The sequence below is a fragment of the Paenibacillus sp. FSL R5-0623 genome (assembly GCF_037974265.1).
Classification (GTDB): Bacteria; Bacillota; Bacilli; order Paenibacillales; family Paenibacillaceae; genus Paenibacillus.
The window spans coordinates 5,216,368-5,232,733 of sequence record NZ_CP150233.1; the positions used below are offsets into that span (position 1 = coordinate 5,216,368).

Consider the following 16,366-nt stretch of genomic DNA (forward strand, 5'->3'; position numbering starts at 1 on the left):
ACCACTGCTCTTACATTTGGTTATACTGGGCAACAGCCTGTTGAAGCACCGGATGATGCTCATCTATGGACGTATAATGATGCAGTGCAGCCGAAACCCCCTTCTGGCGGATCATGTCCTGCAGTTCAACCGCTTCCGGATCATCGGAGACATCGAACTTGCAAGCTGCTGCCATACCCATAGCCAGATAAGTCGTATCAGTTCCATCCGCATATGCCTGAAGGGCCGGACGAACCAAACGATCATTCGGAGACAACTTGCGCAGCGGGGAACGACCAACACGAGTAACCTCATCGGTAAGATACGGGTTTACGAATCGTCCCAATATTTTGACAATATACTGCTCATGTTCTTCCGGGTTGAATGCAAAACGCTTCACCAGAACTTTTCCAGTTTCCTGCAAAGCACCGTAGACAATCGATTTCACCTTTTCGTCGGCAATAGCCTGCTGAATCGTGTCATACCCATGCACATTACCGATATATGCTGCAACGCAGTGCCCTGTATTTACAGTGAACAGCTTCCGTTCAATATACGGTTCCAGATCATCGACATATAGAATGCCCTCAACCGGTTTGAATGCAGGAGCCATCTGGGAACGATCAACTACCCACTCGTAAAAAGGCTCAACCTGTACATGCAACGGATCTTCATGATGCTGAATAGGCACGATCCGGTCTACGGCTGAATCTGGAAAATAAACATACTGATCTGCAAGGGAACGTACTTTTTCATCAAGCAGAGCATATACATGCTCTTTCAATTGTGTGCTGGCTCCAATGGCGTTCTCGCAAGCAATAATGTGAAGAGGGTTTTGAGCAGGACCGGAATTCAGTCTTTTCTCAAGTCCCTTCGCAATCCCTGGTGCAATATGTTTTAACACGCCCACACCCACTGCGGTTGTAATCAGATCAGCTTCTACAACCGTTTGGGCAACCGTCTCCAGCTGGGTTCCATCGATTGCATTTACGCCTGTAACGGTCTCCTGATCCTTGCTCTCGTTAGCCAGTTCCACCGTGTACTGTCCCCGTTCCTGAAGAGCGGTTACCAAGGTCTGATTCACATCGGAGAAAATCACTTCATACCCTGCACGGGAGAGAATCAATCCAATGAACCCACGTCCAATGTTACCTGCGCCAAAGTGTAGAGCCTTCATAGTTCCATTTCACTTTCCAGAATAGCGATTACTTCTTCGGCTGTTTTCGCCAGACGCAGGGCCTCCATGTTCTCATCCTCAGCACAGATCACCGCAATGCTAGTCAAGATCTCCATATGTTCCCCGCCTTGAGCCGCGATACCAATGACCATATAAGCCTTTTCTTCGCCAAAATCAACACCCTGTGGATACTGAATGACAGAGATACCTGTGGATAAAATGAAAGCTTTGGATTCCTTCGTACCATGCGGAATAGCCAACCCGTTTCCTACATAGGTCGAGACAATCTCTTCTCGTTCAATCATCTTCTCAATGTAATCAGCGGTAATATGTCCCGCATCCTTCAGAATCTGCCCTGCCATACGAATCGCTTCGTATTTGTCCTGAGCCGTCGCATTCATGATGACTTTATCTGTTGTTAACATACTCATAATGGTTGACCTCCAATTTCGGTTTTACTGCGATAAAATCCAACGAGTTCCTGGGACAGGTAATGAATGAGTTCATCCCTGATTCCTTTTTCCAGCAATGTAATCATTTCTTCCTGCAATAACAGGGCGCTGATCTCACTGAGAACCTCCAGGCTTTCCTTGGATAATTCTCTGGGACCCAGCATCAAGAGGATATGGGTAACTCCTGCCGGATCATCCGGCGTACGAAGGAGTGGCTCCGTGAGCTGAAACAAGCTAATCGACGGCCTGTAAATTCCCTCACTGCGTGTATGAAACAGCGCAAGTCTTGTGCCGGGAATTTTCTGACTCCCCACTGCTTCACGTGCCTCCAACCGTTTTGCGATCTCCTCCGGTTCCTTCAATACACCAGTTCCATGGAGTACGTTGCACATCGCATATACGGTTTTATAGAAACCGATATCTTGGTTATCCAGCGGGTACACCTGAAACTTGCCAATAATTCGGACGATTTCAACTAAAATAGCTTCCATTCCATCAGGGTCAGAGTAACGACTTGTCGTCTGAACCTCTATTTCACGGGGCTTATTATGCTGTTGTTGTAATGTTGTTGTTCGGATAAAATGACGCAGACGTTCGCTCTCTTCCGCCGTAAGCAGTGGACTCACTTTGTAATACTGATGCTCATCCATCGGCAGATCGACAGTGGATAACACCAGGTCATATTGATCTGTAGGTATCCGGGCAGCTTCATACCAGGACACGCTATCCATGATCCGAATCTCGGGAATCTCCTTGGATAATCGGCTGGAAAGCATGCGTGATGATCCAATTCCGCTTGTACACACGATGATGGCCCTGATCTCCCGTTTCAATGCACGTAACCTCTCGATGGAAGCGCCAAAGTGCATGACCAGGAAACCAATTTCCTCATCCGGAACGTTAGTACCTGGCCAAGCTTGATGCACGGATTGTTTGACCTCTTCGAAGAGTGAATCATAATCCTTGCGAATCTGCTGTAGTAGCGGATTACGAATCATCTGTTGCCCTTCAATTCGCTCCATTACAGGTTGCATATGACCAAGCAGACCTTCACGAAGCAACCGATCCTCATGAAAGGCATAATGTGTTCTCGCCTGCATCTGATCAATCAGTGAATGTACCCTGTCCAGTAAAATCAAATCGTCTATTGGCAACAGCCGCGAAGAATGAATCCGCTGCTCTGTCTCAACTAATAGTCTGTGAAAATAAGCTTGCTCATCTTGGGAGAATGTCAGCCCCAGCTGGGTCGATAACACACCACACAAGCGGGAAGCCATATAAGGTGGAACCTTCATCTCATCCTGCTCTGCGACTTCATCTCCCTTGTTCTCCAGGGGAGGTATACGGCCAATGCCAAAGCCTTTACGAATACGTACAACCGCTACGGATAATTGAATCAGCAACTTCATGTATTGGCGTTCCGGGATGTTCTCCAACCATTCGATGTCTGGTTGCCATAACGCATTTTCGACCGTAAGCACATCACCGTGTCCGATCATATCCAACAGTTTTTGGTTTACGATGGAGCCTCCCTGTTCTGGCTGTCTTCCGAATAGGTCCGACTCATCCAAAAATTCGAGAGCAAGTGCAGCTATGGCTGTGCGATGAATCGTCTCACTTCCGTTAATCTTGACGCCATATCCACGTCTGCGAACCAGCTTTAGTCCCGCCTGACGAATTCGTGACTCCAGATCGTCCAGATCAGTGGTTACGGTGGATACGGTCACTTTCAGATCCGAAGCCAAGGCGAGTAACTTTACAGGCTCCGGTTCATCCAGCAGGATGCAAAGCATGAAGAGCTTACGCTCTTCTGGCGTAAACTCTACATATTCTTTACCCTCTAGTTGCTGGCGCAATACAGCCAGATCATCGGAACCGGCATCGATTCGGATGCCGGTTCCTGATTTTTTTTCCAGCTTCATGCCCAAAGGTTCAAGCCATTGTTCAATCATTTGCAGCTCCCGGTGAACCGTTCGGGTACTGACCTTTACTTCAACGGCGATTTCGCCGGCAGTTACTTCATGTGGATGCTCTAGCAGGAACTCCACGATTTCACGTTGTCTTTTGGTAATACTCATATCTCAGCCTCCGGCTCAGGGAAAACAAATGCGTGCAATTACTTCAGACGTTCAACGAGCGCATCGTATTCCGGGCTTTTTAGGAAGTTGTCGATGGATATATGTTCTGCGTTCGGCGCAACGGAGCGGGCACGATCGGTTAATATTTGTTGTGTAATTACCACATCTGCATCCGGTGGGATATCACTGATGGCCGTATTGGTCACCATAACGTCAATCCCCTCTGCCTTCATCTTCTTGCGCAGAATGGAAGCACCCATGGCACTCGAACCCATGCCTGCATCGCAGGAGAAGACAATTTTCTTCACGTCTGTTTTGACGGTAGAAGAAGCCATATCTGCGGTTCTGTCTGCTTCACGATGATTAGCCGTAATGCCAGCGTTTGGTACGGTTCCTTGACTCTTCATGTCTTTCATCCGACTGGATGCGGACTCCAGATCTTCGTCCTTTTGTTTACCCGTTTTCAGTAACACTGCTGCAACCAGGAAAGAAACGACGGCTGCTACAAGCACCCCTGCAAGCATCGGCAGGTATCCACCTTTTGGTGTTAAGAGGGAATACGCGATAATACTACCCGGTGATGGTGCTGAAACAAGTCCTGCTCCGGTAAGCATGAATGTTAATGTACCTGCGACGCCACCCGCGATTGCGGCAAGAATCAGAATTGGTCTCATCAGAATGTAAGGGAAGTAGATCTCATGAATTCCCCCGAAGAAATGAATGATAACGGCACCTGGTGCAGAAGATTTGGCCATTCCGCGTCCGAAGAAACAGTAAGCAAGCAAGATACCAAGTCCCGGACCCGGGTTCGATTCAAGCATGTATAATACGGATTGCCCTAATTCTCTTGCTTGATCTGTTGCAATCGGTGTCAGAATCCCGTGGTTGATTGCATTGTTCAGGAACAATACTTTACCTGGTTCAATGATTAGGTTTACCAGCGGTAACAAGCCCAGATTCATTAAGCCTTGTACCCCGGCAGATAATACTTTGCTAATCGCTTCTACAGCAGGCCCGATGCCCAGTAGCGCAAAAATCCCCAAGATCCCGCCAATAATACCGGCTGAGAAGTTGTTAACCAGCATTTCAAATCCGGCTCTAATTTTACCTTCAATGGATTTATCGAACTTTTTGATAATCCATGCTGCCAGTGGTCCGGCAATCATGGCACCTAGGAACATTGGGATATCACTACCTACGATGACCCCGATGGTCATAATGGCACCCACGACACCACCACGCTGACCATGCACCATCGTACCCCCGGTGTAACCAATTAACAGTGGCAGCAAATATTTGATCATCGGATCAACTAGCTGTGCGAGCGTCTCGTTAGGGAACCAGCCTGTTGGAATGAACAGAGCCGTAATTAATCCCCAGGCGATGAATGCGCCCATATTCGGCATGACCATACCACTCAGGAATCGGCCAAAACGCTGAACACCAACCCGTAGCCCACCTTTGGAATTGGACGATTGGTCCAAATTACTCATTGTATTATCCTCCTTGGATCAAGTGATTATGATTTATGAAAGGGGTATCATTTCTCCCCTGCTGTAATCCTAAGCGAGAATGCTCTCCTGTTCAATGAAATGAAAGCGTACTTTCGTCATGAACAATGATGACAACATTAGGTTATGTAATCGTTTTAATTGATGCATAATGGCTGAACCCATTGGTACACAAGGCTTTTCTTGCCTATGACTTTTGTCATTTCCAGAATCATTTTCTAACCTATAGCTTGGTCCAATCAGGTGATTTACATCCACAATCTGCTTCAATCCACATTCAAAACCATTCTTGGAAAGCACAAAAAACCTGTGCAAGCATCCGGCTCACACAGGTCGAAACAATATGAAGCTCATTTCATTTGGTTATAAAATATATGTTAATAAGTACAAGTTCGTTGATGCTATTCTTCCGTATGTTTACGATATGCGTCTGCATTCATCAATGTAGACAATGCTGCTGTCAGATCTCCCTCAACACGGATCTCAATCATCCAGCCTTCCTCGTAAGGAGAGCTGTTCACAAGTTCAGGGGAGTCCTGCAACGAATCATTCACTGCAATAATTGAACCTGTGACGGGAGAGAACAAGTCGGAAACCGTTTTGACCGATTCGATCGTTCCAATGCTGTCTTCTGCTTTTACATTGGTTTCAAGGTCAGGCAATTCCACAAACACAATGTCACCCAGCTGATGCTGCGCGAACTCGGTAATGCCAATACGTACAGTATCCTCCCCTACGGTTTGCACCCATTCGTGCTCTTCACTGTACAGGAAATCACTTTTCAATTCGCTCATCGATATCCGCCTCGCTTTTCATTAATGAGTACATGCGTTCTTTGACCTTAACCTTTTTCCCAGAACATAGCGTATGATATTTATGAATCAAATGTCAAGATACCTCACAATTTATTTGCTGAACACCTCTACATCCTGTAACCGGATTACACTCTTTCTTCATATACTGGTGAATATTAGAATAGTAAGCGTAGTCTTTAAGAATACACGAACAATAACATCAAAATTAAATTAAATATTCGGTTTTTTAATCATTATCTATGATATCGTTCTTGACATCGGTAGTGGATTCACGTTTTAATGAGAGGAGTAAATGTGTTTGTTGGACTATGTTATACCCGCGGATGAATGTAAAGGGAGAGATTACCCGTGACACCCGATTCGGGAGGTACATGAGGTAACGCCGAAGGAGTAAACCACCGATAAGCGGAGGTGAATCTCTCAGGCAAAAGGACTTTTACGGGACGCAACTCTGGAGAGCATCTATTCGCCCTGTGCGGGCGTTATGATCACCCAAGGGGAAACCTGCTGCACAACCGCAGCGGGGTAACTCTCAGGTACAAGGGACAGAGCCTTAGAATACAGCGTGCTACTTGGCATGCCGATTCTTTGGCCTGTCCTTTTCCTTTTTCCCAAAAAACGAAAAACAGGATGTAGAACGGCGCTGCCATAGCTGGCTTCCATACTTATGTGATGAAATTATCTAGCTGGAAATTTAAAAATACCCTGGTTCATTGATCCACGATTGTATATCCGGCCGGCTGACGGCCCATGATGAGGTGATTTGATGTCCGATTTGCATAGAACACCACTCTTCCCACTATATCAGCAATATGAAGGCGTACGGTGCATTGATTTTGGAGGCTGGGAGCTTCCGGTACAATTTAGCGGAATCCAGAAAGAACATGAAGCCGTACGCGAGCGCGCTGGACTGTTCGATGTATCCCATATGGGCGAATTCACAGTACAGGGTGAGCAGGCCGAAGTTTTTTTGCAACAAATGATGACTAATGATGTGACCACACTTGTTCCCGGTCAAGCCCAGTACACCCTGATGTGTTATCCAGATGGCGGTGTGGTGGATGATCTGCTCGTGTATAAACTGGAAGATCAGCATTATATGCTTGTGGTTAACGCCTCTAACATCGACAAGGATTGGGCATGGCTGCAAGAGCACTTGATCCCCGGCGTAAGCATGACCAACGATTCGGAGCAGACGGCGCTACTCGCCTTGCAAGGTCCACTGGCTGTAGACATTATCGGGAAAGTTACGGATACGGATGTATCCTCGATTGAACCGTTTCGTTTTGTGCCCGATGCCGAAGTATGTGGAGTAAAATTACTGTTGTCCCGTACCGGTTATACCGGTGAAGATGGCTTTGAGCTATATGTACCTGCAGATCAGGCCGCTGTGGTCTGGAATGGGTTAATGCAAGCGGGTGAAGGTCACGGACTCGTACCAACCGGACTTGGTGCCCGGGATACACTGCGCTTTGAAGCAAGGCTACCACTGTATGGACAGGAATTGTCGGCAACCATCTCTCCGCTCGAAGCTGGTGTTGGCATGTTTGTGAAGCTGAATGCCGGACCTTTTATCGGACACGAAGCCTTGTTACAGCAAAAAACTGACGGGCCTGCCCGCAAACTGGTCGGCATTGAAGTGTTGGAGCGCGGTATTCCCCGCCCCCACTATCCCATATACGCCAAAGGCGTACAGATCGGTGAAGTGACAACAGGTACGCAATCACCTACATTGAAGCGTAATCTGGGGCTTGCCCTCATCGACAGCAAATACGCTGCGCTGGGAACCCCGCTTGAGATTGAGATCCGCGGCAAGAAATTAAAAGCCGAGGTCGTGAAGACCCCTTTTCATAAACGGACACGTACGTCGAAGACACCTACTCAAGGAGCTGATCAAGCATGAGCAAGCACCGTTACATTCCCATGACTGAGCAAGATCAGAGCGCCATGCTCGCAACCATTGGTGTGGATACGCTGGAGGATCTGTTTCAGGACATTCCGCAGGAGATTCGTTATCAGGGCGAGCTGCCCGTATCCTCCAAACTTGATGAATATGCGCTGACACGTCATATGTCCAAACAAGCTGGCGCCAACGCCAATTTCGAAACACACGCCAGCTTCCTCGGCGCAGGTATACACGATCATCATGTTCCTTCCGTCATCAATCATGTCATTTCCCGTTCCGAGTTCTACACTGCCTACACACCTTATCAGCCTGAGATCAGCCAAGGTGAACTACAGGCCATCTTCGAGTTTCAGTCCTACATCTGTGAATTAACCGGTATGGCTGTAGCCAATGCCAGCATGTATGACGGTGCAACGGCCTTTGCGGAAGCGGGTAATTTGGCCGCAGCAGCAACTCGTCGCAAACAGCTCATTGTATCCCGTACCGTTCATCCGGAAGCCCGTCAGGTATTGCAGGCATATGCGCACGGACTCCGTCTGGAGATTGTCGAGATTGGTTATAAGGATGGCGTCACTGATTGGGATGCCCTGCAAGCCGCCATATCGGACGATACCGCTGCTGTCATGATCCAAAGTCCGAACTTCTTTGGTGCTGTGGAAAATGTGAAGCAGGCTGCCGACCTCGTGCATGCGCACAAGGGCCTGCTCGTTGTAAGTGCCAACCCGCTATCGCTGGGTCTGCTGGAAGCCCCAGGCAAGCTGGGTGCCGACATCGTTGTAGGTGATGCGCAGCCCCTCGGCATCGCCGCTTCACTCGGCGGCCCAACATGCGGATATTTCGCCGTATCCCAGCCTCATATGCGCCGAATTCCTGGCCGAATCGTAGGCCAAACAACCGATCGCAACGGCAAGCGCGGTTTTGTACTGACATTGCAAGCACGTGAACAGCATATCCGCCGCGAAAAGGCGACATCCAACATCTGTTCCAACCAGGCTTTGCTTGCACTCAGCGCATCTGTCTATATGTCCATTATGGGGAAACAGGGTATGATCGATGTCGCGGATCTGAATTTGCAAAAGAGTCATTACACCCTAAATACATTAACTGCGATTTCCGGTGTTAGCCTGACGTTTAAGGCGCCAACATTTAATGAATTTGTGATTAAGCTGCCTGAAGGAACTGACATCGATGCCCTTCAACTAAAACTGCTGGATGCGGGCTTCATTGGTGGTTACGAACTTGGACGTGATTATCCAGAGCTTGCTGGACATATGCTGATTGCTGTTACCGAACGACGCAGTAAGGAAGAGATTGACGAATTCGCACGAGCATTGGAGGGATCGCTGTGACTCAGGAAACGACGACAACGACAACATCGGTACAGGGACAATTGGAAACAGGTACCTCTGTCTCCACTTCGGTTCAACCTGAGACGGATACAACATTTAGTGCACAGACCTTATCTCCTGCTCCGGAACAATCATTGATTTTTGAACTCAGCAGCCCGGGGCGTGTCGCTTATTCCTTGCCAGAATGTGACGTTCCTCGTCAGGCTGCCAATACGTTGATTCCCCGGGAAATGCTCCGTTCGGAAGCAGCGGCACTGCCGGAAGTGTTCGAGGTAGATGTTATTCGACATTATACTGCGCTATCCCGTCGCAACTTCGGTGTAGATAACGGATTCTATCCACTAGGCTCTTGTACGATGAAATACAATCCAAAGATTAATGAGGATGTTGCACGTTATAACGGTTTCGCCAAAATCCATCCGTACCAGCATGAATCCAGCATTCAAGGTGCTCTTGAACTGTTATATACATTGCAAAACGACCTTGCAGGTCTGACAGGTATGGACGCTGTGACCCTGCAACCAGCCGCTGGTGCCCATGGCGAATGGACTGGACTTATGATGATTCGTGCCTACCACGAAGGGCGTGGTGAACAACGTACCAAAGTCATCGTGCCCGATTCTTCTCACGGGACCAACCCGGCAAGTGCTACTGTTGCAGGATTTGAAACGGTGACGATTCCATCCCGCGCAGACGGACTGGTCGATCTGGACGCACTCCGTGCAGCAGTCGGTTCGGATACGGCAGCATTGATGCTGACCAACCCGAATACACTTGGTCTGTTCGAGAAAGACATTCAGGAGATTGCATCCATCGTACATCAGGCTGGTGGCTTGTTGTATTACGATGGCGCGAACTCCAATGCCATTATGGGCATTACCCGTCCGGGTGATATGGGCTTTGACGTGGTGCATCTGAACTTGCACAAAACGATGAGTACACCTCATGGCGGTGGTGGACCTGGCGCCGGACCCGTCGGGGTGAAGAGCCGTCTGATTCCGTTCCTGCCTAAGCCCATGGTGATCAAAAAGGATGACGGTATGTATGCATTCGATCGTGAAGGCGATCAATCCATTGGCCGAGTGAAAGCCTACTACGGCAACTTCGGTATTCTGGTACGTGCCTATGCCTACATTCGCACCTATGGACCTGAAGGTTTACGCCGTGTCTCTGAATGCGCGGTACTCAATGCTAACTATATGATGGCCCGTCTCGCACCTTACTACGAGATCCCGTATCCGGGCGTATGCAAACATGAATTCGTCATGTCTGGTCGGGGATTGAAGCAGTATGGTGTGCGTACACTGGATGTTGCCAAACGATTGCTTGATTTTGGATATCATCCACCAACGGTGTACTTCCCGCTCAACGTCGAAGAATGCATCATGATCGAGCCGACAGAAACCGAAAGTAAAGAAACGCTGGACGGGTTCATTGATACGATGATACGGATTGCCAAAGAAGCGGAAGAGACACCTGAATTAGTCCTGAACGCACCTTATGGCACACCGGTTACTCGACTCGATGAGACTACCGCAGCCCGCAAACCTGTACTGAACTGCGCTTGCAGTTAAAACTAAGTGAGTTTCTTGTCCATGCTCTTGCTGATGTTAACTACACCAGTGAGAGCATTTTTTGGTTAGACATTACAGGACTTTTCCCTCGTACTCCCCTTTATTTCCTATACATCTACGCAACAAAAAAAGCCGGTATCCACAATGAATCGCGGATACCGGCAATATCGCTGCATCAATGCAGCTCATTATCGGAAAAAGAAAAAACCTCAAATCCGGAGGAAACCCCGGCAAAATTACGCTTGAATGCTTTGAACCAATTCAACAACTTGTTCAGCCGTTTGCATATCCAGAGCTTTAGCAGCCAGTTCCTGCATATCCGCACGGGACAACTTGGTGATCTGACTACGAGCTGGCAGAATGGAGGTTGCGCTCATGCTGAACTCATCCAATCCAAGACCGAGCAACAATGGAATTGCTGTTTCGTCTCCTGCCATCTCACCACACATGCCAACCCATTTGCCTTCACGATGCGCTGCATCGATAACCATTTTAACCAAACGCAAAATGGCCGGGTTGTAAGGTTGGTACAGATAAGCCACTCGTTCGTTCATACGGTCAGCAGCCATCGTGTATTGAATCAGATCGTTCGTTCCGATACTGAAGAAATCCACTTCTTTGGCAAACTGATCCGCCAGAACTGCAGTCGAAGGAATTTCGACCATGATTCCGAGTTGAATGCTGTCAGAAACAGCAATGCCTTCAGCAACCAGCTTCTCTTTCTCTTCGAGCAAGACAGCTTTTGCTTCACGGAATTCACCGAGTGTTGCGATCATCGGGAACATGACACGCAGGTTTCCATGTACGCTTGCACGCAGCAATGCACGCAATTGTGTCCGGAAGATATCCAGACGGTCCAGACACAGACGAACTGCGCGGAAGCCGAGGAATGGATTCATTTCTTTTGGCAGATCCAGGTATGGAAGCTCTTTGTCTCCACCGATGTCGAGTGTACGAACAACAACCGGTTTACCTTCCATTTTTTCCAGTACCGCTTTGTAAGCATTATACTGAATGTCTTCGGAAGGGAGCTTGTCTCTGCCCATATACAAGAACTCGGTACGGTACAGGCCTACAGCCTCGCCACCGTTCTCCAGAACACCCGTTACATCATTTGGTGTACCAATGTTGGCTGCAAGTTCAACATGAACGTTGTCCACCGTTACCGTTGGCTCATCACGAAGTTTTCTCCACTCTGCACGTTGTGCATCATACTGTTCCTGTTTGGCACGGTATTCAGCAATAACTTCATCAGTAGGGTTAACCAGTACATGACCATCCAGACCGTCAACAATGATCATATCGCCTTGTTTCGCTTGAGCCAAGATGTCCTTGGTTCCAACAACAGCTGGAATTTCAAGTGAGCGCGCCATGATCGCCGAGTGAGAAGTACGTCCACCAATGTTGGTTGCAAAACCTTTAACAAATTGGCGGTTCAATTGAGCCGTGTCGGAAGGTGTTAGATCCTCCGCAAGCACGATCACTTCTTCATTGATCTCAGCCGGACTCATGAAGTCGATACCAAGCAAGTGATTTAGCACACGTTTGGTAACGTCACGCATATCTGCTGCACGTTCCTGCAGGTATGCACTCTTCATGTTCTCAAACATGGAGATAAATTGCGATGCCGTTTCGTTCAAAGCAAATTCTGCATTGATCATGTCATCCGCAATTCTAGCTTTAACCGGATCAATTAGTTCCGGGTCATTCAGAATGAGCAAATGCGAAGCAAAAATCTCTGCTTTTTTCTCGCCAAGCTCTTGTAAAGTGCGCTCTTTGATCGCCTCAAGCTCAGCCTGGGATTTACCCAGAGCTGAGTCGAGTTTTGCGATCTCTGCGTCAACGTCGTTAATTTGGCGTTTTTCTACAGAGTAGTCAGGATGCTCCAAGATAAACGCCTTGGCGATAGCAATACCCGCCGAAGCCGCGATCCCGGAGACATTAAGCATTAATTTCGCCCAACCCTTCGTTAACCATAACGTCAGTCAAAGCTTGAAGAGCTTCAGCTTCGCCTTCGCCTTCAACGATGATGCTGATGGTGTCGCCTTGTTCCAATCCGAGGGAAAGAACACCCAGAATGGATTTCAAAGTTACTTTTTTACCGTTAGCTTCTGCAAAGGATTCTGCACCTTTGAATTTGTTTGCTGTATTTACCAGGGCTGTCGCCGGACGTGCGTGGATACCATCTTCGTCTGTAATTCTGAATGTTTGTTGCATTACAATCATCTCACTTTCAGTAGTTTGGTTTAGGCATTGCATATATTTACACTTGCTTGCCATCGTCGTAACACTTCTTATTTTATCTCAATGATTGGCTGATCGCCAACTTTCAGCACTCCACTCTTCTTCAGAGTTACTGTGGAGCCCTCTGGCAGGTTGGTGAAAATAACGGGTGAAATGATCGAAGGAGCGTTTGCTTTGACATACTCCAGATCCACTTCCATAATCGGCTGACCTGCCGATACCAGATCACCTTCCTGTACCAGTACGTTAAAGCCTTGACCTTTCAGCTTCACCGTATTAACACCTATATGAACAAGCACTTCCTTGCCTCCATCGGACATGATGCCCACGGCATGTTTGCTTGGAAATACATTAAACACTTTACCATACACAGGGGAAGTTATCGTACCATCATGTGGCAAAATTGCGAATCCATCACCTGTCATTTTCTCAGCAAAGACCGGATCAGGTACGTTTGTAATGTCCAGCAATTCACCATTGACTGGCATGACGATATCCTCAGCAACGATGCGCTCGCCTTGCTCACCTTGTGCCTTCTCCTCTTCAGGAGTTGGTTTGGCAGCTGCTGGCGTTGGTGCTGGTGTTCGTCCTGCAATAATATCCTGCATTTGAGATTTGATCGTGTCGGAACGTGTACCAAAGATGGCTTGAACATTATTACCCACTTCAAGTACACCAGATGCACCCAATTGTTTCAAACGGTCTTTTTTCACATTGGATTTCTCATTAACTTCAATCCGCAAACGAGTAATACAAGCGTCCAGATGTTTGATATTCTCTTTGCCACCGAAAGCTTCAAGAATGTTATGGGGCAGATCATCCGTTGAACCAGAGCCTCCGCCAGATTCGGTTTCAGGCGTTGCATCCTCTCGTCCAGGCGTTTTGAGATTAAATTTGCGAATGATAAACCGGAAACCGAAGTAATAGATCACCGCAAGAATCAATCCGACAATAATAACGTCCCACCAAGGTGTACGGTTCGGAATAATACCGAAGATCAGGAAGTCAATGAACCCACCGGAGAAGGTCATACCGATCTTGACACCCAGAATTTGCATGGTCATGAAAGACAAACCTGCAAAGATACAGTGTACTGCAAACAGGACTGGTGCTACAAACAGGAACGAGAATTCAAGTGGTTCCGTGATCCCTGTCAGGAACGAAGTCAATGCTGCAGAGCCCATGATACCTGCTACATACTTTTTGTGTTCCGGTCTTGCTTCATGGTACATCGCAAGTGCGGCCGCTGGCAAACCAAACATCATGAACGGGAATTTACCAACTTGGAATGTTCCCGCTGTGAGGTTCACACCATCACGCAATTGATTGAAGAAGATTTGCTGGTCACCACGAATGACATCTCCAGCTTTGTTTACGTACTCACCGAACTCAAACCAGAATGGGGAGTAGAAAATGTGGTGAAGACCAAACGGAATTAATGACCGTTCCACAACTCCGAAGATGAATGCCGACAATGTCGGGCTTGTATCTACCATGAAGTGAGATACAGCATTCAATCCATTTTGAATCGGTGGCCAGATAATCACAAGAAGCAACCCGATTAAGAGGGATACAACCGAAGTGATAATCGGAACGAAACGTTTACCCGCAAAGAAACCAAGGTAAGACGGCAGTTCGATTTTGAAAAATCGATTGTAACACAGCGCGGCGGCAATACCTATGATAATACCTCCGAACACGCCCGTACTTAATGTTGGGATACCCAAGATGCTGGCATAACCCGGTACTTCACCGATCATTGCTGGGGTAACCCCTACTGCGGTACCCAGTGTGACATTCATGACCAGATAACCGATGATCGCTGCGAGACCTGCAACCCCTTCGCCACCGGCCAATCCGACGGCTACACCGACGGCGAACAGCAATGCCAGATTATCGAATACGATCTGACCTGCATTCATCATAATTGTTGCGATCGAGTTCACCCAAGGGGTGTCGAGCGCCGTTACATATTGCAAGAAATCTGGATTAACCAGCATGTTACCAATTCCGAGCAGCAAACCTGCCGCAGGTAGAATGGCTACAGGCAGCATGAGAGCTTTACCTACTCTTTGCAATACACCAAAAAGCTTTTTGAACATCGCGTCGTTTCTCCCTTTCGTCTAAGTTATATGTTGTGATACAAGCAAGGGAACACAAAAAAGGCATGAATTAACAAAGTGAAATGTGCCAACCTTGGGGTATAGCATACCCTGTACAAGGAAAGAACAATCACACTTTAATTAACTCATGCCTGATCGAGTCAGTAACACGTCGCTTATGTTTATTCAGTTGCTTGATTACGGAAATCATTGTAGCACCAGTTCTAATCCATTGCAAGCCTTTACACCAAAAAAATAAATTCCGCATTCCATCACTGGAATGATCTCACTTATTCTCTTCTTCCTTCCGCTGATTCAGCCTTTGCAGATGAATGGTCAGATAACCTACCTCCGCAGGATAAACCGGCAGTTTCAGTCTTTTCTCCATTACTTTGGTCAGTTTCCATGCAAGCGAGTACATTTCGGGATACTCCAACTTAAGCAGGGAATCCAACTTATGAAGCTCTTCCACTTTGTCTCCACGGCGAACACGCTCAAGAGCGAAACGAAGATGAGTCAGCAAACGAGAGTAATCGAGTGATTCCGTTTCAAACGAATAATCGAGTTGATCGGACACCAGGTTCACCAAATCAGTGATCAATTGTGAATGTTCACGTACCTGGGATATATTTTGATTGGTCATTGCACTATAGATATGGAGGGCAACAAAACCAATCTCGTCCATCCCCAAATCTACGCCCATTCTCTCTTTGATCAAACGAACAGCGTATTCTCCCATTCGATATTCCTCAGGATAAATCTCGCGGGTTTCATATAAAAATGGATTTTGTATGATAATGCCCTGCTCCTTGCGTTTTAACGCGAAAGAAATGTGATCGGTTAATGCAATATGGATATGTTCATTCAGAGGGACGTCCGTACGCTCTGCAATATACGTAATAACTTCGTTAATAATCTCGATCAGTGCTTCATCCACCTGTGGAAGAAGCTGTTTGTACTGCTCTTGCTCCTGCTGGTTTTTCAAAATGAACATTTTCTCCACAGCCATCAATGGAATGTGATCACTCGGTTTTCGGTTAAAGCCAATGCCTTTACCAATAACAACGACTTCCCCGTGTTCAGGATGCTGTGCAATGATTACATTATTATTTAGCGCTTTATCTACATGCAGGCTGCTCATTGTTTGCACCTCTTTTTCACACCATCTTAGGTGTGATT

The 16,366-nt window shown here is 47.4% G+C and carries 12 protein-coding genes and 1 riboswitch; of the genes, 3 read left to right on the top strand and 9 right to left on the bottom strand.

Going from position 1 to position 16,366, the window contains the following annotated elements; translation table 11 throughout:
* Positions 1–10 precede the first annotated feature (10 nt).
* The 5 genes from MKY92_RS22920 to gcvH all read right to left on the bottom strand — a co-directional run bounded on the left by MKY92_RS22920 (position 11) and on the right by gcvH (position 5,991).
* Positions 11–1,156: a mannitol-1-phosphate 5-dehydrogenase gene (locus MKY92_RS22920; protein ID WP_339297772.1), complete on the bottom strand. Its 1,146-nt coding sequence runs from the start codon at positions 1,154–1,156 to the stop codon at positions 11–13.
* The gene (locus MKY92_RS22925; RefSeq protein WP_017686856.1) at positions 1,153–1,587 is read right to left on the bottom strand and encodes a PTS sugar transporter subunit IIA; all 435 of its coding nucleotides are present in this window, start codon (positions 1,585–1,587) and stop codon (positions 1,153–1,155) included. Before MKY92_RS22925 ends, MKY92_RS22920 begins: the two co-directional genes overlap by 4 nt.
* Complete coding sequence (locus MKY92_RS22930) at positions 1,584–3,686, bottom strand: BglG family transcription antiterminator (RefSeq protein WP_339297773.1); 2,103 nt, start codon at positions 3,684–3,686, stop codon at positions 1,584–1,586. The genes MKY92_RS22925 and MKY92_RS22930 overlap by 4 nt, the downstream gene beginning before the upstream one ends.
* A 38-nt stretch (positions 3,687–3,724) precedes the next feature.
* Positions 3,725–5,179, bottom strand: coding sequence for a PTS mannitol transporter subunit IICB (locus MKY92_RS22935; protein WP_339297774.1), 1,455 nt, complete (start codon positions 5,177–5,179; stop codon positions 3,725–3,727).
* Between the two features lie 419 nt (positions 5,180–5,598).
* Positions 5,599–5,991 carry a glycine cleavage system protein GcvH gene (gcvH, locus tag MKY92_RS22940; RefSeq protein WP_047844042.1) on the bottom strand — a complete coding sequence of 131 codons (393 nt, stop codon included), beginning with the start codon at positions 5,989–5,991 and terminating at the stop codon, positions 5,599–5,601.
* Between the two features lie 344 nt (positions 5,992–6,335).
* Positions 6,336–6,458, top strand: a riboswitch (glycine riboswitch).
* 320 nt (positions 6,459–6,778) lie between these two features.
* On the opposite strand from gcvH, the gene gcvT reads away from it, so the two are divergent.
* From gcvT to gcvPB, 3 genes are all read left to right on the top strand, one after another.
* Positions 6,779–7,915, top strand: a complete 1,137-nt coding sequence (gene gcvT / locus MKY92_RS22945; RefSeq protein ID WP_339297775.1) for a glycine cleavage system aminomethyltransferase GcvT — start codon at positions 6,779–6,781, stop codon at positions 7,913–7,915.
* Positions 7,912–9,267, top strand: coding sequence for an aminomethyl-transferring glycine dehydrogenase subunit GcvPA (gcvPA, locus tag MKY92_RS22950; protein ID WP_339297776.1), 1,356 nt, complete (start codon positions 7,912–7,914; stop codon positions 9,265–9,267). Before gcvT ends, gcvPA begins: the two co-directional genes overlap by 4 nt.
* A 134-nt stretch (positions 9,268–9,401) precedes the next feature.
* Positions 9,402–10,841 (top strand): aminomethyl-transferring glycine dehydrogenase subunit GcvPB, encoded by a 1,440-nt coding sequence (gcvPB, locus tag MKY92_RS22955; RefSeq protein ID WP_237177171.1) that lies wholly within the window; start codon positions 9,402–9,404, stop codon positions 10,839–10,841.
* A 236-nt stretch (positions 10,842–11,077) separates the two neighbouring features.
* Here the strand turns inward: gcvPB and ptsP are convergent, their stop codons facing one another.
* The 4 genes from ptsP to MKY92_RS22975 all read right to left on the bottom strand — a co-directional run bounded on the left by ptsP (position 11,078) and on the right by MKY92_RS22975 (position 16,328).
* Positions 11,078–12,790 (bottom strand): phosphoenolpyruvate--protein phosphotransferase, encoded by a 1,713-nt coding sequence (gene ptsP, locus MKY92_RS22960; protein WP_047844045.1) that lies wholly within the window; start codon positions 12,788–12,790, stop codon positions 11,078–11,080.
* Entirely contained in the window at positions 12,783–13,058 is a 276-nt protein-coding gene (locus MKY92_RS22965; RefSeq protein WP_036617010.1) for an HPr family phosphocarrier protein, read from the bottom strand. Before MKY92_RS22965 ends, ptsP begins: the two co-directional genes overlap by 8 nt.
* 77 nt (positions 13,059–13,135) lie before the next feature.
* On the bottom strand, positions 13,136–15,187 hold the full coding sequence (gene ptsG, locus MKY92_RS22970; RefSeq protein WP_339297777.1) for a glucose-specific PTS transporter subunit IIBC: 2,052 nt from the start codon (positions 15,185–15,187) through the stop codon (positions 13,136–13,138).
* A 286-nt stretch (positions 15,188–15,473) separates the two neighbouring features.
* Entirely contained in the window at positions 15,474–16,328 is an 855-nt protein-coding gene (locus MKY92_RS22975; protein ID WP_076212401.1) for a PRD domain-containing protein, read from the bottom strand.
* Between the last annotated feature and the right edge of the window lie 38 nt (positions 16,329–16,366).

What these genes read in the sequence shown, in the direction of transcription:
- MKY92_RS22920 (WP_339297772.1), bottom strand. Translation starts at nt 1,156, where the DNA reads ATGAAGGCTCTACACTTTGGCGCAGGTAACATTGGACGTGGGTTCATT.
- MKY92_RS22925 (WP_017686856.1), bottom strand. Translation starts at nt 1,587, where the DNA reads ATGAGTATGTTAACAACAGATAAAGTCATCATGAATGCGACGGCTCAG.
- MKY92_RS22930 (WP_339297773.1), bottom strand. Translation starts at nt 3,686, where the DNA reads ATGAGTATTACCAAAAGACAACGTGAAATCGTGGAGTTCCTGCTAGAG.
- MKY92_RS22935 (WP_339297774.1), bottom strand. Translation starts at nt 5,179, where the DNA reads ATGAGTAATTTGGACCAATCGTCCAATTCCAAAGGTGGGCTACGGGTT.
- gcvH (WP_047844042.1), bottom strand. Translation starts at nt 5,991, where the DNA reads ATGAGCGAATTGAAAAGTGATTTCCTGTACAGTGAAGAGCACGAATGG.
- gcvT (WP_339297775.1), top strand. Translation starts at nt 6,779, where the DNA reads ATGTCCGATTTGCATAGAACACCACTCTTCCCACTATATCAGCAATAT.
- gcvPA (WP_339297776.1), top strand. Translation starts at nt 7,912, where the DNA reads ATGAGCAAGCACCGTTACATTCCCATGACTGAGCAAGATCAGAGCGCC.
- ptsP (WP_047844045.1), bottom strand. Translation starts at nt 12,790, where the DNA reads ATGCTTAATGTCTCCGGGATCGCGGCTTCGGCGGGTATTGCTATCGCC.
- MKY92_RS22965 (WP_036617010.1), bottom strand. Translation starts at nt 13,058, where the DNA reads ATGCAACAAACATTCAGAATTACAGACGAAGATGGTATCCACGCACGT.
- ptsG (WP_339297777.1), bottom strand. Translation starts at nt 15,187, where the DNA reads ATGTTCAAAAAGCTTTTTGGTGTATTGCAAAGAGTAGGTAAAGCTCTC.
- MKY92_RS22975 (WP_076212401.1), bottom strand. Translation starts at nt 16,328, where the DNA reads ATGAGCAGCCTGCATGTAGATAAAGCGCTAAATAATAATGTAATCATT.